The organism is Vibrio sp. 05-20-BW147 (genome assembly GCF_013369385.1).
Classification (GTDB): Bacteria; Pseudomonadota; Gammaproteobacteria; order Enterobacterales; family Vibrionaceae; genus Vibrio; species Vibrio floridensis.
Window position 1 is genome coordinate 157494 of sequence record NZ_SZTO01000008.1, and the last position, 20039, is coordinate 177532.

Below are 20039 nucleotides of genomic sequence, written 5' to 3' on the forward strand. Positions count from 1 at the left end.
CCCTTCACCTTACTTACGGAATGGGAAGTTAAAGGCAGCCAGCAGAGCACGGCCTTCCTCATCAGTACCAGCAGACGTCGTAATAGTGATGTCTAAACCGCGTACACGATCAACTTTATCAAAGTCGATTTCCGGGAAGATGATTTGCTCGCGAACGCCCATGCTGTAGTTACCGCGACCGTCAAAAGACTTAGCGTTAACACCACGGAAGTCACGTACACGTGGAAGAGCGATAGAGATTAGACGCTCCATAAAATCCCACATACGTTCGCCACGCAAGGTTACTTTACAACCGATTGGGTAGCCTTCACGAATTTTGAAGCCTGCAACAGACTTACGCGCTTTAGTGATAAGTGGCTTTTGACCAGAGATCGTTGCCATATCAGCAGCTGCGTTTTCTAGCAGTTTCTTATCGTTGATAGCATCGCCCACACCCATGTTAAGGGTGATCTTTTCGATTCTAGGGACTTGCATGACGCTTGTGTAACCGAACTGTTTGGTCAGTTCAGCGACTACAGACGACTTGTAGTAATCATGCAGTTTCGCCATAGTAGAACTCCAAATTACTTTCTAAATTAGTTAGAAACAGTTTCACCGTTAGACTTGAAGAAACGAACCTTTTGGCCGTCTTCAAAACGGAAACCGATACGGTCAGCTTTGCCAGTAGCTGCATTGAAGATAGCCACGTTAGAAACGTCGATAGCTGCTTCTTGCTCAACGATACCGCCTTGGATACCTAGAGCTGGAACAGGTTTCTGATGTTTCTTAACTAGGTTGATACCTTCAACAACAACTTTACCAGTTGCTAGGACCTTAGTTACTTTACCTTTCTTGCCTTTATCTTTACCAGCAAGAACGATTACTTCGTCGTTACGACGGATTTTAGCTGCCATTATTTGCCGCTCCTTACAGAACTTCTGGAGCCAGTGAAACGATCTTCATGAACTTATCGCCACGAAGTTCGCGAGTCACAGGACCAAAGATACGTGTACCGATAGGTTGCTCACTGTTGTTGTTCAACAGTACGCAAGCATTTCGGTCGAAGCGAATGACAGAACCGTCTGGACGACGTACGCCTTTACGGGTGCGAACTACCACCGCCTTCAGAACGTCACCTTTTTTAACTTTACCGCGAGGAATTGCTTCCTTAACAGTAACTTTGATAACGTCACCGATATGTGCATAACGGCGGTGAGAGCCACCCAGAACCTTAATACACATTACGCTGCGAGCGCCTGAGTTATCAGCTGCGTCCAGCATACTTTGCATTTGGATCATGTTAGTGCTCCGCTAAATATTAAAAAAACTAGACCCTCTCGGGTCGGGCTGCCTCTTTATAAGGGACGCGAATTGTACCACCCTTTTTTGTGATTGGGTAGTCAAAAAATAAACGGCCCCAAAAAATTTTTGGAGCCGTTTATATTCATAGAATAGTGAAGATTAGATCTTCGCTTTTTCTACAACTTTTACCAAAGTCCAAGACTTAGTCTTAGACAGTGGACGACACTCAACGATTTCAACAGTGTCGCCAATGCCACACTCGTTGTTTTCGTCATGTGCGTGAACTTTAGTCGTGCGCTTAACGAATTTACCGTAGATAGGGTGCTTCACCATGCGCTCGATAGCAACAACGATAGACTTGTCCATCTTGTCGCTAACAACACGACCTAGTTGAGTACGAATTTTGTCGCTCATTATGCGCCTGCCTTCTCAGTCAAAACAGTTTTCACACGTGCGATATCACGGCGTACAGCTTTCAGAGTATGAGTCTGCTGAAGTTGACCAGTTGCAGCTTGCATGCGCAAGTTGAACTGTTCACGTAGCAAATTCAATAGCTCAGCGTTAAGCTCTTCAACGCTCTTTTCGCGTAGATCTTGTGCTTTCATCACATCACCTGCTTAGTTACAAATGTAGTCTTGAATGGCAGTTTGCGAGCCGCTAGGCGGAACGCTTCACGAGCCAATTCTTCAGGTACACCATCAACTTCGTACATAACCTTACCAGGTTGGATTTGGGCTACCCAGTACTCAACGTTACCTTTACCCTTACCTTGACGAACTTCAAGTGGTTTTTCTGTGATTGGTTTGTCTGGGAACACACGGATCCAGATTTTACCTTGACGCTTGATATGACGCGTCATAGCACGACGTGCAGCTTCGATTTGACGAGCAGTCAAACGACCACGGCCAACAGCTTTAAGACCAAAAGAACCAAAGCTTACTTCAGTACCTTTAGCTAGACCGCGGTTACGACCAGTATGAACCTTACGGAACTTAGTACGTTTAGGTTGTAGCATCTGTCGACTCCTTACTTACGGCCTTTACGCTGCTTCTTAGGCTTGTCAGCCTTTGGCTCTGCAGCTTCAGTTGCTGCTGGCATACCGCCTAGAATCTCACCTTTGAAGATCCAAACTTTAATGCCGATTACACCGTATGTGGTGTGAGCCGAAGAAGTTGCGTAATCAATGTCTGCACGTAGAGTGTGTAGAGGCACACGGCCTTCACGGTACCACTCAGAACGTGCGATTTCAGCACCGCCTAGACGGCCACTTACTTCCACTTTGATACCCTTAGCACCTAGACGCATTGCGTTTTGTACTGCGCGCTTCATAGCACGACGGAACATAACACGACGCTCTAGCTGAGACGCGATGCTGTCACCAACAAGTTGCGCATCTAGTTCAGGCTTACGTACTTCAGCGATGTTAATTTGCGCTGGTACACCTGCGATTTTTGCTACAGCTGTGCGTAGCTTCTCAACGTCTTCACCTTTCTTACCGATAACGATACCTGGGCGAGCAGTGTGAATAGTCACACGAATGCTCTTAGCAGGACGCTCGATAACGATGCGTGATAGAGACGCTTTTGCTAGTTCCTTAGTTAGGAACTGACGTACCTTGAAGTCGCCGTCTAGGTTGTCAGCGAAATCTTTGGTGTTAGCAAACCATGTAGCATTCCAAGGCTTAACGATGCCTAGACGAATACCATTAGGATGTACTTTTTGACCCATTGCTTACTCTCCTAGTCTCTAGCGATCTGCTACAACAACAGTGATGTGGCTTGAACGCTTCAAGATACGATCCGCACGACCTTTTGCACGAGGCATAATACGCTTCATGGTTGGGCCTTCATCTACAAAGATTTTTGCAACATTCAGATCGTCAATATCTGCACCTTCGTTGTGCTCCGCGTTAGCGATAGCAGACTCAAGAACTTTCTTAACTAGTACAGCAGCTTTTTTGTTGCTGAACGTTAGGATTTCAAGAGCTTGGTCAACAGATTTACCACGGATTAGATCCGCAACTAAGCGAGCTTTCTGAGGCGAAATGCGAGCAAAGTTATGTTTAGCAATAGCTTCCATTATTTACTCCTTAACGCTTCTTAGCTTTCTTATCCGCAGCGTGACCGCGGTAAGTACGAGTTGGTGCGAATTCACCCAGTTTGTGACCGATCATTTCTTCGGTAACGAAAACTGGAACGTGCTGACGACCATTATGGACAGCGATGGTCAAACCGATCATCGTAGGGATGATCATTGAACGACGGGACCAAGTCTTAAGTGGCTTTTTGTCTCCGCTTTCCACCGCTTTCTCTACCTTCTTCAGCAAGTGTAGGTCAATAAATGGACCTTTCTTGAGAGAACGTGGCATGGCGATTCCTCTTTATATAGATTACTTGTTACGACGACGTACGATGTACTTGTCAGTGCGTTTGTTGCTACGAGTCTTGTAGCCTTTAGTTGGTACACCCCAAGGTGAAACTGGATGACGGCCACCAGAAGTACGACCTTCACCACCACCGTGTGGGTGATCTACTGGGTTCATTACCACACCGCGAACGGTTGGACGAACACCACGCCAGCGACTTGCACCAGCTTTACCAAGCTCACGAAGCATGTGCTCAGAGTTACCAACTTCACCGATTGTTGCGCGACCTTCAGATAGAACTTTACGCATTTCGCCAGAACGTAGACGGATAGTTACGTAAGAACCATCACGAGCTACTAGCTGAGCGTAAGCACCCGCTGAACGAGCCAACTGTGCACCTTTACCAGGAGTCAATTCAACACAGTGAATTGTAGAACCTACTGGGATGTTGCGCATTGGTAGAGTGTTACCCGCTTTGATCGGTGCATCAACACCAGATTGGATAACGTCACCAGCTTGCATACCTTTAGGTGCAATGATGTAACGACGCTCACCGTCTGCGTACAGAACTAGAGCGATGTTTGCGCTACGGTTTGGATCGTATTCTAGACGCTCAACTTTCGCTGGGATACCGTCTTTAGTACGTTTGAAGTCAACTACACGGTAGTGTTGCTTATGACCACCACCGATGTGACGTACTGTGATACGACCGTTGTTGTTACGACCACCGTTCTTAGAGTTTTTCTCTAGAAGAGGTGCGTAAGGCTTGCCCTTGTGTAGGTCAGCGTTAACAACTTTAACAACGTGACGACGACCAGCCGAAGTCGGCTTACATTTAACAATAGCCATTATTCAACTACTCCTGTTATTCCGCGCCGCCAACAAAGTCAAGATCTTGACCTTCTTTCAAAGTAACGTACGCTTTCTTCACGTCTGAACGACGGCCTTGGCGTAGACCTTGACGCTTGGTCTTACCCTTAGTGATAAGAGTATTTACAGACTTAACTTCAACTTCAAATAGCTGTTCTACAGCTGCTTTGATCTCTTTCTTAGTTGCATCTTTCGCTACTTTGAAAACGATAGTGTTCGCTTTCTCAGCTGCCATAGTTGCTTTTTCAGAGATGTGCGGTGCACGTAGAACTTTTAGTAGACGCTCTTGAGTGATCATGCCAGCATCTCCTCAACTTGCTTAACTGCGTCAGCAGTCATTAGAACCTTGTTAAACGCGATTAGAGAAACTGGGTCAATACCAGCTACGTCACGTGCGTCAACTTTGTATAGGTTACGTGCAGCTAAGAATAGATTCTCGTCTACTTCGCCAGTTACGATAAGCACGTCGTTTAGCTCAAGTTCTTTAAGCTTAGCAACTAGCTCTTTCGTTTTTGGTGCTTCAACAGAGAAGTTATCAACAACGATTAGACGCTCTTGACGAACTAGCTCAGAAAGAATGCTCTTCATCGCACCACGGTACATTTTCTTGTTTACTTTTTGGCTGTGATCTTGTGGTTTCGCAGCAAAAGTAACACCACCTGTACGCCATAGTGGGCTACGGATTGTACCAGCACGTGCACGGCCAGTACCTTTTTGACGCCATGGCTTAGCACCACCGCCAGAAACTTCTGAACGTGTTTTTTGAGCACGAGTACCTTGACGAGCACCTGCTGCGTACGCAACAACTACTTGATGAACAAGAGCTTCGTTGAACTCACGTCCGAAAGTAGCTTCGGAAACAGTTAGTGCAGCAGCACCTTTAACCATCAATTCCATTACTTACTCCTAGACGTTATGCTTTAACAGCTGGTTTAACGATCACGTTACCGCCAGTTGCGCCAGGGACTGCACCTTTAATAAGAAGCAGATTGCGCTCAGCGTCAACACGTACGATCTCTAGGTTTTGAGTCGTTACACGCTCAGCACCCATGTGACCTGCCATTTTCTTGCCTTTAAATACGCGACCTGGAGTCTGACATTGACCGATAGAACCAGGAGCACGGTGAGACAATGAGTTACCGTGAGTCATATCTTGAGTGCGGAAGTTCCAGCGCTTAACAGTGCCTTGGAAACCTTTACCCTTAGATGTACCAGTAACGTCTACTTTTTTAACTTCGTTGAATAGTTCAACAGTTAGTTCTGAACCAACTGCAAACTCTTCGCCGTTTTCTAAACGGAATTCCCAAAGACCACGACCAGCTTCAACGCCAGCTTTAGCAAAGTGACCTGCTTCAGCTTTGTTTACGCGGTTAGCTTTCTTTGTACCAGCTGTAACTTGGATTGCTGCATAGCCGTCAGTCTCAAGAGTTTTCACTTGAGCAACACGGTTCGCTTCAACCTCAACAACAGTTACAGGGATAGAAACGCCTTCTTCAGTAAATACGCGGGTCATGCCCACTTTACGACCGATTAGACCAATCATTCTTCTAATCTCCCTTAACCTAGGCTAATTTGAACGTCAACGCCTGCAGCAAGGTCTAGACGCATCAGAGCGTCAACAGTTTTGTCTGTTGGCTCAACGATGTCGATTAGACGCTTGTGAGTACGAATTTCGTACTGGTCACGAGCTTTCTTGTTAACGTGTGGAGAGATAAGAACGGTGAAACGCTCTTTACGAGTAGGTAGTGGGATTGGACCACGAACCTGTGCGCCAGTGCGCTTAGCTGTTTCAACGATTTCCGCTGTTGAAGCGTCGATTAGTTTGTAATCGAAAGCTTTAAGGCGGATACGGATACGTTGGTTCTGCATGAGACAGAGCTCCAATATTAAAAATTACACAAACAATATCGCCACTCAAACTCGTTAAGACGAGAGAATGCCGATTGATTTATGTGAAACCGTAGCATCCAAGATTAGGACGCATTGTCAGTTAATTTTCGATTAACCATGTATCTATGAAAGGAACGCTATCAGATAGGAACACTAAAATAGATAAGCTAATTGTATTAACTGCGAACATAAGCTGAGTATACATTACCCTACAACCGAAGCTGCTGGCTCCTCGCTGCTCATTGGTTCACAACTGAACAAGTCAGTGCGGCGTATTATACAGATCACAGTTTTGCTTGCAAGGGCTGTTTGAAAAATAATCGGAGAAAGATTCCATGGATTGGAACCCTAGCAACGAGAGTCACATCGGCCGAGCTTAAACCTCAATATAGAGTGATAGACATAGACAATAGACGGAATCAATCGCGCGCCCCGACCACCAGCCCTTTTCCCGTAGACACAGGATAATGAGGTAAACGATGAGAAAGAAATGAATCGACCCAGAGCTCAAATACAAGTCAGAAGTGAAGGAAACTAGAGAGCTAGGAACTAGGAACTAGGAGCTAGGAGCTAGAAAACTAGGAACTAGATAACTAGATAACTAGATAACTAGAAAACTAGAAAACTAGAAAACTAGAAAACTAGAAAACTAGAAAACTAGAAAACTAGAAAACTAGAAAACTAGAAAACTAGAAAGGTAACTGCAGCTTAGCACGAAAACAAAGGCCCTAGAGAACTAGGGCCTTGTCTATTATCTTGATAACTGATTTATCGCTAATGGATCATGTTGTGGTTCAGGCAACTTGAGCGCTTTCACCTTGTCTAGCCCACTTTTCGTTATCCCGCCTTCATACCTTGGTGTTGGGTCACCTGGGTAGAGAAACGCTTTAGACCCCGGATTCCACGCTTGGAAGAAAGTACTCAGATCCATTTGAGCCGCATAAGAGGCGCAAAGCATCAACATGTCACTCTTTCCAAACCCTGACGCTTGGCACATGTTCTCACCTTTTAGCTTAAACAAATCCTCAGTCTTATTACGCGTTAATCGATGCATTAACTTAAAGAGGTTCCACCCTGTGCTCCCTTCTTCCGAGCTGTAGTAACTTGGCAACTCATCGCCATACCACTGCTGAATATCAAATTCACTCTCGGCCCACTCTTTCAGCTGTGCAAACATCACTAGGCGTTCACCCGCACCGCCCGCGCCCCATGCATGACCATTCTCCATACGCACAAAATCTGGCGCGATTCGGATGTCTTGCTCAACGCGCGCCATTTTTCCTAAGTGTAGATCCTGCATGTACAACGCCAGTAGGTTATTCACCACTTCCGTTGCGCCATCGACATTAAACGGTGCCTCTGCGGCGTTATGTCCAACCTCATGCCATAACAGCCAGCTGTTCAGTGGCGCTGTATTTAGACTTTGGCTCTTGGCATTAAAGCTCGCATTCATCACTGGGTAACCAGAGTGAGCCGCACCAATACTGATCGCAACATCATTTACAAAGTGATGGCGGTTATTAGGATTACTTGAACTGGTCGCTTGACGATTTAAGCGCCCTTCAACACCTTCATCACGAGCGTAAAAATCATTGAGATCCGCCGAAAAACGATCGAGATCCCGTGCGAACTGTTCGATACCACCAGAGTAACCAGAAGCATTTAAATTCGCTTTCGGGGCAGTAAAGACAAAGGTATCTGAAATCACCTCCCCCATTGGCGCAGGAGAGGTCTTTGGATTTTGCCATTTGCCCTGTTTAAACAGAGGCGCATCAACCGTGCCACTAAACGTTAAGCTCACTTGCTCGCTATTGCCACCTTGGGCATAAATCAACCCACCATAAGGAATGGTAAACTGCTGACTTGTGGCATGGCCACCACCAATGACGAACGACTTGGTCATTCTTGGCGGACGCTGCAAACCAAGCTCATGTTTTTCACGACCAGTTAAATCATCCGCCAAAGCGATGGTGATAGTGACTGGCGCTTCCTCCCCAGCCACCGATACCGTAAACGGCTGCTGCGCGACCGCCCACTGCCCTGTTGGCTGACGGTTGCCCGCAAACCATGCGGTCGTCAAGTTACGCATATCCAAAGTAACATTACGGCCACCCGCCCCCTCACCAGCTTCTCCAGGGAATGCACGGACATCCACCTTGATGTCTAAATCCCAAAAAGAGCGACCAAGCATTAATCGGGTTAACGGTTTTTCCATATAGTTGAGCGGGTAGCTAGGGTTCATTTGACCGGCATACTCACCAGCCTCATCACCATAGACCATGTTCAACCGGATCAACTCAGATTTCACCTCTTCTGGGCAATGAGTATTACCGCCTGCCACATCATTGGTGTAACAGTTTAAGAATTGAGTAAAACGCTGGAAACCTAGCTCATCATCACTCTGTGATTCGTAGCGATAATCGAGGTCGTTCCATAGCCAAACCGTCATATTCTGGTAGAGACGGTTGAGATCAACACTGCTTAAACGCTCACCCACCTTCCCTTTGGTACGGAAATAGCGCTCATGCTGATACAGCGCCTCAATATTGGTCCCTAAGTTCGCCGCTTTCACCATGGCTTGCGATTCCGCTTCACCAAGTTTGAGCTCAGTGTAATAAGGCACATGCATCCCCCCTCCTATGGGTATGCCGTTCCCTGGGCGGTCTTCCAAACAGTTCACTTCATAATGAAATTGGCTATCGTGACACTCTTGATAAGCGGGTTCTCCGTCTACCAAGAAAGCGTTCAAAATACGTTGCTTTGCCTTGGCAAGGCTGTCTTGATCCAATATAGGCTGTTGATGTTCATCGACAACCACATGGCCCTCTTCATCTTTACGCCAATGCTGTGATTCATCAATAAAGGCGACATTAATGACCGGGTTGCCATCTTTATCCAGCACTGGCTCACCTTGCTCATCCAACTCAGGCCAACGTGCCATCTCTAGATTGGGTTTATCATCTGGCTTGCCTTCTACTTGATATTGCCACTCAACCGAACCATCGTCTTTAATGGTGTACGGCAATACTGGTTTACCATCCGCATCTTGTACCGCCGCATAGCGCTCTAACACCCAAATGCCGTGCTGACGCTGATTGCGCGGGCGATCAGGATAACCGCCACTTGGTCCATTGCCATTTGGCACCACACTCTGCCCCATGCCAAACGCGATACCGGCACTATCGAGTAGCCGAGCAACTTCACCCGCGTTAGCACGATTGATGATGGTTTCCATCATCAAAACATTGCCACCACGATTCACGTAGTCGATGAGATCCGAGACATCTTGCTGGCTCAATTTAGGCTTATTGATATTGGCACTCATTGGCAGATCGTACGCGCCGATACCCGCGTGACCTAAATACTCATACCCATTGATGATCACAACAGGCATCGCTTCAGGGTCAAGATAGCCAAAATCAGGGAGTTGCTCCGTTTTAGCCGCTAAACGAGGGTCGATAACAAAATCAGCCCGCTCGCCCATCACTTGACCATGACGCTTAAAGTAGACATAAGGAATATTGGTGCCAACCGTCAGCGCTTGCGCTGATTTGCCGGTTAAATAACGCAGCGTGTTAGCAAAGAAGTTTGCCATGTCGTCAGCGTCGCTGGATTGCTTACACGAGCCATCTGGATTCACCCCGCCATTCCAACTAAAGCCATTCGGGCAAACCAACACACTATTGTAGCGCGCGTTGCCCATCACCATCACTTTGCCTTCGCCCAACTCACCAATGCTCATGAAAGGCAGATTGAAGGTCGCCGTTTCCGCCGACACTTTTTCTGGCACCACAGAAGAAGGGGCCTCGGTGATAAACGCCAGACCTTGCGCATCCCAAGCTTTCGGTTGACCAAAGTCGATCCAGTAATTGTTGTCGTTACGAGCCATCATGACCGGAAACGCGCTATTGGCAATATTCACCGCCGCCTGGCCACGTGCATTACCTGTACTCCCGTAGAAGTTGGTACTGTCATGGAACACATGGAAACGTTCTACTTTTTTCCATCCGGCTTGCTGCACTTGGTGAGTCGCCCCCCAAAGTTTTTGGATATCCGCTTGAATGCGGCTTGCTTGCGGATCGAGTGCGCCTTTAACCACTGGCACCTCAAAGTTTGAGCGAGCAGATGGCTTGGCTAGCTGTTGATCGATATCCGCAGCGAGACCATGAGCAAATTGCTGTTCAAATTCACCCGGAACCAGTTGCGTTTGGCCTCCACCCACATCAAGTAACGTGTCATCGCTATTGAGCGATAAAGAGATCGCTTCATTGACCACGTTCGGATAGAGGGCAAAAACCTCCGTGACTTGTTGAGGAAGCGTTACTTTACTGTCAGTACGGTCGGCATAACGATGCACCAGTTTTTCAACGTTTTTCCCCTCATTTCCTTGAGCAAGTTCTGTTAGCTGGAAGGCTGTTTTGTTGCCACGTATCTCACCCAGTTCAAACGTATCGATAGCAAAACTGATGTTTTCGCCCCAAGAGAATTCAAAGCGACCATCACCGATCATATTTCCTTGCTTATCGACTCCAGAGACACCTCGACCATGGGCACTGAAATACGCAATACCATTGACAGGCAAACCTTGCTCATTAAGCAACTGTGCTTGAGTTAAGATAACTTCGCTCGGTTTATAAACCAGAGACTCTTCAGCACTTGCTGACACAAAACCACTCGTTAAGTCACTCGATGCGCCGGGCGTCACCGCCGGTGGAACATCGGGCACGTGCGTGGTAGGCTGCTTATCCACTTGGTTATCATTGCTCACTTTCTCGGTGATCAACGCTCGAAACTCATCAACAGGCATGTCTAGGTTGTGGTCAAAATAATGTTCGAACGTGAGCACATCGCGTGACGAAGACAAATCCAACTCTATCGTATTGCCCTGTGTGCTACCGATGTTTTTAATCAGCGTTTGAATATTGCTCAAACGTACTGGCGAAGCTTTGTATTCATCGGCTTGAGCCAGCGACAAGACTTCCACATTGACGGCACGACTGCGAGTTTGTTCCGCAACGTATGGGGTTGTGAAGGTTGCAAGTGTGCGACCTTGCACCATGCACACGACATCCTCTTTTTGAGGAACATCGAACTGATTCGCAGGCTCACCATTACACTCAACCGAACCGCTCAACATCAAATGCCCATCCAAAGATAAGGCGCTGACGATGATCGGGTCATCAACCCCAATATCGGGCAGCTCTGGTTCTAACGTTGGGGGGAGAACGGGGGCAAGTACTTGATCTTCACTCCCACAAGCCACCAGCATAGAAGCAATCAAAAGCGACAAAAGGCTTCGTTTCAAGATGTCATCCTTCTTAAGAATACATTGAACAAGCAGACTTTCTTAATTAGCTCAAAATAAAAAAGAAAAGACGAAAGAACTGCAATTTACTTAATTTTAAAGCTCATTTTTTACAGTTCAACATTCTATATATGGATTCAAATTTGGGAAATAGAAATGAATTGGTACATTCAAAAAATGTGGCAGAGGCAGAATTAGAGATTTAGTCGCAGCAAACTACAGCGCTAGCTGAACAATGACTCCCCGCGTGCGCGAAGATGATGAGATAAGAGACTAGGGACTAGGGACTAGGGACTAAGGACTAAGGACTAAGGACTAAGGACTAAGGACTAAGGACTAAGGACTAAGGACTAAAGACTAAAGACTAAAGACTAAAGACTAAAGACTAAAGACTAAAGCAAGTAAAAGATAAAAATGAAGAAAAGACAAAAGAAACCAGAAACCTAAAACTGCATGGCTCGGAGCAAGCTTTGTTTTGCTTCTTCTTCACCATGGATCAAATAGATCTCCTTCGGCTTTTGCGCAATACCTTGAATAAACGCCAGTAGGTCTGCTTGGTCTGCATGGGCCGAGTATCCAGACATCGTATGTATCTGAGCGCGAACCTCCACCATTTTCTGCTCTATTTGTACCGTTTTCGCGCCAGACTGAATCTCACGCCCCAAAGTACCGTTCGCCTGATATCCAGCAAACAACACATCCGTACGCTCATCAGGCAACAACGCTTGGAGATAGTCCATAATCCGGCCACCTTGGCACATGCCAGATGCGGCAACCACAATCGCTGGCTCCCCTGTTGATGCGAGACGATTCACTAATGTTTTATGTTGACGATAATCATCTATCGTTATGCATTGTTCAAAGGCCAACGGATGGCGATGCACCTCCAGCCGACGTTTCGCCTCCTTTCCCCATAGTTTTTTAAATCGGCGATACGATTGAGTTACTCTTTTGGCTAATGGCGAATCGAGAATAATAGGGATGTCGGTACCGATATTATGCTCAAATATCAACTGCTCAATATCAAACAACAACTCTTGTGTGCGGCCGACACTAAACGCAGGAATCAAGATGGTGCCACCGTCTTGCAATGAGTGATTGATGATCGACTTGAGGCGCTCTCCTCTTTCTTCAACGCTTTCATGCAATTTGTCACCATAAGTGCTTTCTATATACAGATAATCGGCTCGAGGAGGCGAAATGGGATCTGGCAGTAACGGGGTATTTCTCGGACCTAAATCACCAGAAAAAACCACGATTTCATCGTTTGGTAGCTTAAACTCCAAATAGGCTGAACCCAGTATATGACCAGCAGGATTAAAACGCAGATAGAGGTAGTTTTCTAAAGCATAAGAAGCAGAGCGCGAAGCCCGATTGCCATTTGTTACGCGAGGAGTCAGCCTTAACCATTCTCCATACTTCACAGGTTTTATGCGTTTTTTGACCAAATCGAGCACTTGGTGTAACTGTTTGTGGTTTAAGCCTAACTGTAACCTTAGCCCATCCTCTAGCATCAGCGGAACGAGTTCAGCGGTCGCTTCCGTACAGTAGATAGCACCAGAAAATCCTGCGGCAAGTAGCCAAGGAATACGACCGATATGATCGATGTGCGCATGAGTCAACACTAAAGCATCAATATGTTTGACAGGGAAATCCACTTGCGGAGGCGGTGCATCTTTCCCTTGGAAAAGCCCACAATCGATTAAGAGTGCCATACCAGCCGCACTTAACTCATGGCAAGAGCCTGTGACGGTATCCTTTCCCCCATGGTGAATGACTTGCATGCTTACTCCCTGCTCCCCTAAAGCACTCCTTCACAACCAAACTGCACAAAGCTAATTACACAATTATCGGATCGTAGTACGGAGATTTTTATACCGATCCAACCAATGAGGATTGGCACTTGCAATTAATTGAATCTTCCATTGTCGATTCCACTTTTTTAGCTGCTTCTCTCTTAAAATCGCATCACTCATGGCTTCAAACTGTTCAAAGTATACAAGATGCACCACTCGGTACTTTTTGGTAAAACCGTCACTCTCACCATTCTTGTGTTGCCAAATGCGCTTAATGAGATCACCAGTCACACCAATATATAAAGTGCCATAGGGCTGACTCGCCAGAATATACACACATGGAAGGCTCACCGAGTTTCTCCTGGTAACTCTATTGTTTTTTACGAATCAACGTAATAGGGAAACTAACACGACAGTAACAAGCCATTTGTGAAGATGAAGGAACACGCGAGGAAGTTGGCAAAAATACATACTAAGGCGACATTTACACTACCAACCGCAATTCGACCGTATCCGCCGTCACGCCACCAGCCGTCATTCCCGTGCACACGGGAAACCATTCATCCACACGCGCCGGATGCCACTTTTGAAAACACACTCACCGCAATAGACAACATAGAACACCCCAACAGCAACACTGGCAGTAAAGCGGTAACACCCAACCACAACACTCGCTATACGATGGGTCCCCGCGTCCGCGAGGATGACAATAGAAGAGACAGAAAAAAGCTAATAGACCGAAGTTAGAAGGAAGAAGTTGGAATAACAAAGATGAGACAAGACACATCAACAGCGCTACTCTCACATAAACACTCAGCACACCGCCACGCCCCGCCGTCATTCCCGTGCACACGGGAATCCATTCATCCACACACGCCGGATGTAACGTTTGAAAACGCACTCACCACAACCAACAAATACAGACATGCCACCGACAACCATGCTCGCTATCTAGTCAAATGCTTCAGTCACTACCAAACAAATCGCGGGTGTAAACCTTATCTGCAACGTCAGCTAGTTCTTCAACCATTCGGTTAGAAACTATCACATCCGCGGTTTGCTTAAACTCATTCAAATCTTCGATTACACGAGAATGGAAAAATTCAGCCTCTTTCAAAACAGGCTCATAAACCACCACTTCAATGCCTTTGGCCTTGATGCGTTTCATGATTCCTTGAATCGAAGAAGCGCGGAAGTTATCCGAACCTGCTTTCATGATTAAACGATAAATACCCACGACTTTGGGGTTGCGCTTCAAAATCGACTCCGCAACAAAATCTTTTCGGGTACGGTTCGCATCAACAATGGCACCAATAATGTTGTTCGGTACATCTTGGTAATTCGCCAACAGCTGTTTGGTATCTTTAGGTAGGCAATATCCACCATAACCAAATGATGGGTTGTTGTAGTGATTGCCAATACGAGGGTCTAAGCCAACCCCTTCAATGATCTGACGAGCATCTAAACCATGCGCTTCGGCATAGGAGTCCAACTCGTTGAAGTAAGCGATACGCATCGCCAAATAAGTGTTTGAAAACAACTTGATCGCTTCAGCTTCGGTTGGGTTAGTCAGCAAAATAGGCACATCCCTTTTCTCGGCAGCGTTGGCAAATAATTCCGCTATTTGCTGCCCACGCTCACTTTGTTCTCCGATGATAATACGAGAGGGATAGAGATTGTCGTACAGCGCCTTACCCTCACGTAGAAACTCAGGAGCAAAGAGAATATTGCACCTTTTCGCTTGAACACGCATTCTTTCTGTAAACCCGACTGGCACAGTCGAACGGATAAGAATCGTAGCATTCGGGTTAATCTGAATCGCATCCTTAATCACCTGTTCAACAGAAGCAGTATCAAAACCATTGGTAATGGGATCGTAGTTTGTAGGAGTAGCAACAATAATCAGCTGCGCATCGTGGTAGGCAATTTGTGGTGATATGGTGGCCGTAAGCTGAAGCGCCCCCGACGATAAGAACCGCTCAATATCCGCATCTACGATAGGGCTACTTTTGGCATTGATTTGTTCGACTCGTTTAGAGGCTACATCGAGCAGAGTCATGGAATGGTACTATGCCAAAAGTGCAGCATTAGCCAAGCCGACGTAGCCAGCCCCAACGACGGTGATTTGCATAACATTTCCTGTTATTGACAACGTTACACGCTATATCAACAACTGAATGTTACACCTCAAAGAAGCTAAGATAACAAGAAAGGAAGAGAAAGGCCGATATGGCAGAAAAGAAATAGGAAGTGAAAAAGAAGGAGCTTGCCAAGGCTTACTCCCTCTTGTTCTAGTGCGAATAGACTAAGCGGTGACTTTAATCTCAACCACCTTATCTTTAGAGGCATTGAGCTTTTGCTTGGCATTCCAAACTAAATCACCAATACCGTCTGTAGGGTTAAAGCCTGTAGGTGTTTCCAACAAGATTTGACGGATGGTTTCATGATCAAACTCATGACAGGCTTTGTCTAAGTTATCGAGAATCTGATTAAACTCTTCGAGCGGCAAAAATTGCTCGTTCGCCGTCATGATTCGTTCGTGGTCGGTGCCTTCCACATTGTCACCAATCAATAACTCTTCATAGAGCTTTTCACCAGGGCGAAGACCTGTAAATTTGATTTCGATATCACCGTTTGGATTATCAGAAGACTTCACTTCAAGGCCTGATAACTGAATAAGATTTTTCGCCAGATCGACAATCTTAACGGGCTCACCCATATCCAACACAAACACATCGCCACCTTTACCCATTGCACCAGCCTGTATAACAAGCTGAGCAGCTTCAGGAATGGTCATAAAGTAGCGGATGATATCTGGGTGGGTAACGGTAATAGCCTGCCCTTCTTCAATTTGACGCTTAAACAGTGGAATTACGGAACCTGATGAGCCGAGCACATTCCCAAAGCGCACCATGCAAAAACGCGTACCGTTCACTTTGTCATTTTCTTTTGCAGCCAAGGCTTGAAGTGCAAGTTCTGCCATACGTTTAGAAGTGCCCATCACATTGGTTGGGCGCACCGCTTTGTCTGTTGAGATCAACACAAAAGATTCCACACCAGCTTCAATAGCAGCTTTCGCACTGTAGTAGGTGCCAAATACATTATTGCGAACCCCTTCCACCACGTTGTATTCCACCAAAGGAACGTGCTTATAAGCCGCTGCGTGATAAACCGTTTGCACACCAAACGCACGCATTGTGGCACTTAGGCGGTTGATTCGCTGCACAGAGCCTAGCAAGGGTATGATTTCCACTTCAAGCTGCATGGCTTCCACCATGCCAGACAGCTCTTTATCAATTTCGTATAACCCGTATTCAGACAACTCAAATAGAATCAAGGTTTTTGGCTTTTGGCGTACAATCTGACGGCAAAGCTCAGAACCGATTGAACCGCCTGCACCAGTGACCATCACCACTTTACCGTGAATATTGGCTTTCATCAGTTCAGGATTCGGCTCGACAGGATCTCGGCCGAGCAAGTCTTCAATGGCAACATCTTTAAGCTCATCGACCGTGGCATTGCCATTAACGATGTCTTTAAAGTCCGGTACGGTTAGCACTTCTACGGGTAAGTGCAGTAATCCGTCAATAATGGCTTTACGCTCAGAGCGTGTAGCTCTTGGCATGGCCAGCAAGATTTTTTCAATTTCTTGCTTTTCAACCAGACGAGAAATTTGCTGGGAAGAGTGTACGGTTAAGCCTTGGATAATGGTGTTTTCAAGAGAAGGATCATTATCAATAAACCCTTTCACTTGGTAGGTTTCCGCATTGCGAAGCGCAATGGCCAACTGGCGCCCTGTACTTCCCGCACCATATATCAGTACACGCTCGCACCCTTTACGGCTAGCCTGCACGATTAATGACCGCACCATCATGCGTGCACCACCACACAACAGTGCTAAAAACGTCATGTAGATGACAGGCACGGTACGAGGCACTTCTGCATTGAAGAAATAAGCGAATGTTGTGATCGAGAGTGCGGAAATCAACGCACCAAGCACCACCACGGTAAGCGCATGAAAGGTGAGATAACGCAATACAGCTCGGTACAAGCCTAACCTTGTAAAGGCGATTAGGGTAACCACAACCGTGCCCGCGAGTGTTAGCCATGTTTCCGCAGAAACAGAAATGGCCACTTCGCCATAGCGCACCCAAATTGCCATGAAAAAAGAAAAGGTAATCAATAAGGTATCTATGGCCAAACTGATCAAGCGCTTATGCACTCGAGGTAAAGACCAAATGTAAGCCAACTTATCCATAAATCGTATTCACTTTTAGTATCGTTATGATTTTTTTACTGCATCGCCCGAGCCGCTGCCCGTGACTGTCATAATTATATACTTAAAGTAGTTTTTTATCGTTAGAGTATCGATCATTTCTCGATCGGTCTTAGCGAGTAACTGAGGAGTAGACATATCGATGTTTTGCACCTGCGCCAAGCCTGTGATACCAGGTAGGACATTGTATACACCTAAAGCATCACGCTCTCTAATCAACTCTTCTTGATTAAACAGATTCGGGCGAGGACCGACTAAACTCATTTCACCTTTCAGTACATTGATTAACTGTGGCAGTTCATCAATCTTAGTTTTACGCAAAAAAGCGCCAAGCTTCGTGATTGAGCTGGTGCTTGCTAGATGAGAAGCGACAGATTGGGTATCCACCGACATAGTGCGAAACTTAATCAGTTTAAATGGCTTCTTGTTACGCCCAACCCGCTCTTGAATGAAAATCGGTGAGCCAGTATCAAATAAGCCTATGATGGTAACGACCAGCAATACAGGCCATAAGAGTAGCAGGCCAAAAAAAGCTGCTAAAAAATCCAATATACGAATCATTTGTTTATTTTTCCCCGGAGTCACGCAAGGTAGCCATTGCTTGCTTCATTGTTAAAGGAGGGGTCCAACCCAATACTTCCTTGATGTTAGAAGAGTCTACTTCTAAGTCACCACAAAGTTGCTCAATCATGGTTGATTTGCCTGTAAGTTTACCGACAAAGCACATTAAGTTCACTGGTATTGGTACCTGGATTACTTTTTTACCCAACCCCTCAGCAATTGCGTTAGTGAAATGTTTAGTTGAAACTGTTTCACAATCGCTCGCTAGGAAAGTATGCCCTGCCGCAGCGGGATGCGTCGCACAGGTAACCAATAGATCTGCTAAATTTTGAACGGCGATGAAGTCTCTACGGTTATTCACCAAACCAAAAGGCAAGATCGGCAACTTACTGACTAACTTGGTGAGCAACCCGAAGTTTCCCGGAGCGTTAACCCCATAAACCAAAACTGGCCTTACAATAACAACCTCAAGCCCCGTGTTTTCAGCAATTCTCTTCAAACCGAGCTCTGCATTATATTTAGACTGAGCATAATGGTTGTGTGGATGTTCTGTAGAATGCGGGGTGAATGGTGCCCCAATTGTTGATGTTCCATTTACCCCAATTGAGCTCACAAAAACAAAACGACGAACCCCTGCCTCGGCTGCTTTTTGAGCAAGCCTTAGTGTTCCCGCAGTATTAACTAGATTATAGTCGTACGTAGAAAACGTTTTGCTGTGTGCTAGGCCTGCCAAATGAATTAATGAGTGAACGTCATTAAAACAACCTTCCCACTCCGTCGAGTCATCTATGCTTGGTACGCTAAATGTATTATGGTACGAGTGAGCCTCTCCTAACCGCACAATGCAGCGAAAGTCTTTTTCCAACTTTGTTAGCTCTCGCCCAACAAAACCTGTAGCACCTGTAACTAAAATCGCCATACCTTAAACACTCACAAATTTTCGAGTCAATAATGTGCACACTTTGTAAGGCAACTTAAGCGCAACCATAGCTAGATTTGTATAAATACCATTCTCCCTGCATGCCCTAACGATCTCTGCATTTTGATGGACTCGCCACATTAAACCACTTGAGCTTATTCCACCTTCTCTCATCTTTATAGTTATCTTAGGCACCCTATTGAATACAATCCCTTTTTCGACACAGCGAGCAATAAACTCAAAATCAGCTGCTACTCTATAATCCAACTTATAAAAGCCACATTTATCATAAACAGACTTCTTGGCATAGAAAGTCGGATGAGGCAGCATCAAGCCAAATTTAATCAATGAACGTTTAAAAATCTTAGAACTATAAAGTCTTGTTATCTTGTCAGTATTATTTGCTTGAACATAAACGAGATCAGAATACACAGCATCAACATTATATTGGCTAAAACCTGACATTAAATCAGACACACTCGATTTAGACACAAAAAAGTCATCTGAGTTTAAAATCCCAATAACATCACCTTGGGCTAACTTTATCCCCTTATTCATCGCGTCATAGAGACCTTCATCTTTTTCACTTAGATACACATCGATATTATCAGAATATTTCTCGATAATCTCATTTGTTCGATCGGTTGAACCTCCATCTATAATTATATACTCTATATTTTCATAATCCTGAGAAGCGACAGATACAATCGTGTCTTCTAATGTTTTTGCAGAATTATAACAAACCGTAATTATCGATACTTTCATATTTGTTTTTT

Annotated in this window: 21 protein-coding genes and 1 pseudogene; all 22 read right to left on the reverse strand. The window is 45.7% G+C overall.

Annotated features, from left to right (window positions below; all coding sequences use genetic code 11):
* Window positions 1-9 precede the first annotated feature (9 nt).
* The 22 genes and pseudogenes from rplE to FC652_RS09590 all read right to left on the reverse strand — a co-directional run bounded on the left by rplE (window position 10) and on the right by FC652_RS09590 (window position 20028).
* Window positions 10-549 carry a 50S ribosomal protein L5 gene (rplE, locus tag FC652_RS09485; RefSeq protein WP_011078821.1) on the reverse strand — a complete coding sequence of 180 codons (540 nt, stop codon included), beginning with the start codon at window positions 547-549 and terminating at the stop codon, window positions 10-12.
* Window positions 550-575: 26 nt separating this feature from the next.
* On the reverse strand, window positions 576-893 hold the full coding sequence (gene rplX, locus FC652_RS09490; RefSeq protein ID WP_017420317.1) for a 50S ribosomal protein L24: 318 nt from the start codon (window positions 891-893) through the stop codon (window positions 576-578).
* 13 nt (window positions 894-906) lie between these two features.
* Window positions 907-1278, reverse strand: a complete 372-nt coding sequence (gene rplN / locus FC652_RS09495; protein WP_017420316.1) for a 50S ribosomal protein L14 — start codon at window positions 1276-1278, stop codon at window positions 907-909.
* Window positions 1279-1440: 162 nt separating this feature from the next.
* Window positions 1441-1695, reverse strand: coding sequence for a 30S ribosomal protein S17 (rpsQ, locus tag FC652_RS09500; protein ID WP_038963691.1), 255 nt, complete (start codon window positions 1693-1695; stop codon window positions 1441-1443).
* A complete protein-coding gene (gene rpmC / locus FC652_RS09505) occupies window positions 1695-1886 on the reverse strand; it encodes a 50S ribosomal protein L29 (protein WP_004410456.1) in 192 nt (63 codons plus the stop codon). The genes rpsQ and rpmC overlap by 1 nt, the downstream gene beginning before the upstream one ends.
* Window positions 1886-2296, reverse strand: coding sequence for a 50S ribosomal protein L16 (rplP, locus tag FC652_RS09510; RefSeq protein WP_004728605.1), 411 nt, complete (start codon window positions 2294-2296; stop codon window positions 1886-1888). The genes rpmC and rplP overlap by 1 nt, the downstream gene beginning before the upstream one ends.
* A gap of 11 nt (window positions 2297-2307) precedes the next feature.
* Window positions 2308-3009, reverse strand: coding sequence for a 30S ribosomal protein S3 (gene rpsC / locus FC652_RS09515; protein ID WP_176298378.1), 702 nt, complete (start codon window positions 3007-3009; stop codon window positions 2308-2310).
* A gap of 18 nt (window positions 3010-3027) precedes the next feature.
* On the reverse strand, window positions 3028-3360 hold the full coding sequence (gene rplV, locus FC652_RS09520; protein ID WP_005528535.1) for a 50S ribosomal protein L22: 333 nt from the start codon (window positions 3358-3360) through the stop codon (window positions 3028-3030).
* Window positions 3361-3370: 10 nt separating this feature from the next.
* Window positions 3371-3649 (reverse strand): 30S ribosomal protein S19, encoded by a 279-nt coding sequence (gene rpsS, locus FC652_RS09525; RefSeq protein ID WP_011078827.1) that lies wholly within the window; start codon window positions 3647-3649, stop codon window positions 3371-3373.
* A gap of 21 nt (window positions 3650-3670) precedes the next feature.
* Window positions 3671-4495 carry a 50S ribosomal protein L2 gene (rplB, locus tag FC652_RS09530; RefSeq protein WP_011078828.1) on the reverse strand — a complete coding sequence of 275 codons (825 nt, stop codon included), beginning with the start codon at window positions 4493-4495 and terminating at the stop codon, window positions 3671-3673.
* 16 nt (window positions 4496-4511) lie between these two features.
* Window positions 4512-4814: a 50S ribosomal protein L23 gene (gene rplW, locus FC652_RS09535; protein WP_011078829.1), complete on the reverse strand. Its 303-nt coding sequence runs from the start codon at window positions 4812-4814 to the stop codon at window positions 4512-4514.
* Window positions 4811-5413 (reverse strand): 50S ribosomal protein L4, encoded by a 603-nt coding sequence (gene rplD, locus FC652_RS09540; RefSeq protein WP_011078830.1) that lies wholly within the window; start codon window positions 5411-5413, stop codon window positions 4811-4813. Before rplD ends, rplW begins: the two co-directional genes overlap by 4 nt.
* A gap of 16 nt (window positions 5414-5429) precedes the next feature.
* A complete protein-coding gene (gene rplC / locus FC652_RS09545; RefSeq protein WP_011078831.1) occupies window positions 5430-6059 on the reverse strand; it encodes a 50S ribosomal protein L3 in 630 nt (209 codons plus the stop codon).
* Between the two features lie 14 nt (window positions 6060-6073).
* Window positions 6074-6385: a 30S ribosomal protein S10 gene (gene rpsJ / locus FC652_RS09550; protein WP_004410492.1), complete on the reverse strand. Its 312-nt coding sequence runs from the start codon at window positions 6383-6385 to the stop codon at window positions 6074-6076.
* A 772-nt stretch (window positions 6386-7157) separates the two neighbouring features.
* On the reverse strand, window positions 7158-11711 hold the full coding sequence (locus FC652_RS09555; protein WP_176298379.1) for an SslE/AcfD family lipoprotein zinc metalloprotease: 4554 nt from the start codon (window positions 11709-11711) through the stop codon (window positions 7158-7160).
* Window positions 11712-12154: 443 nt separating this feature from the next.
* Window positions 12155-13495 carry an MBL fold metallo-hydrolase RNA specificity domain-containing protein gene (locus FC652_RS09560; protein ID WP_176298380.1) on the reverse strand — a complete coding sequence of 447 codons (1341 nt, stop codon included), beginning with the start codon at window positions 13493-13495 and terminating at the stop codon, window positions 12155-12157.
* 63 nt (window positions 13496-13558) lie between these two features.
* Complete coding sequence (locus tag FC652_RS09565; protein ID WP_176298381.1) at window positions 13559-13858, reverse strand: GIY-YIG nuclease family protein; 300 nt, start codon at window positions 13856-13858, stop codon at window positions 13559-13561.
* 613 nt (window positions 13859-14471) lie between these two features.
* Window positions 14472-15638 (reverse strand): annotated as a pseudogene (locus tag FC652_RS09570) (nucleotide sugar dehydrogenase).
* A 174-nt stretch (window positions 15639-15812) separates the two neighbouring features.
* On the reverse strand, window positions 15813-17765 hold the full coding sequence (locus FC652_RS09575) for a nucleoside-diphosphate sugar epimerase/dehydratase (RefSeq protein ID WP_176298382.1): 1953 nt from the start codon (window positions 17763-17765) through the stop codon (window positions 15813-15815).
* 24 nt (window positions 17766-17789) lie between these two features.
* The gene (locus tag FC652_RS09580) at window positions 17790-18344 is read right to left on the reverse strand and encodes a sugar transferase (protein ID WP_176298383.1); all 555 of its coding nucleotides are present in this window, start codon (window positions 18342-18344) and stop codon (window positions 17790-17792) included.
* Between the two features lie 4 nt (window positions 18345-18348).
* Entirely contained in the window at window positions 18349-19263 is a 915-nt protein-coding gene (locus FC652_RS09585; RefSeq protein WP_176298384.1) for an NAD-dependent epimerase/dehydratase family protein, read from the reverse strand.
* Between the two features lie 3 nt (window positions 19264-19266).
* Window positions 19267-20028, reverse strand: coding sequence for a glycosyltransferase family 2 protein (locus FC652_RS09590; RefSeq protein WP_176298385.1), 762 nt, complete (start codon window positions 20026-20028; stop codon window positions 19267-19269).
* Between the last annotated feature and the right edge of the window lie 11 nt (window positions 20029-20039).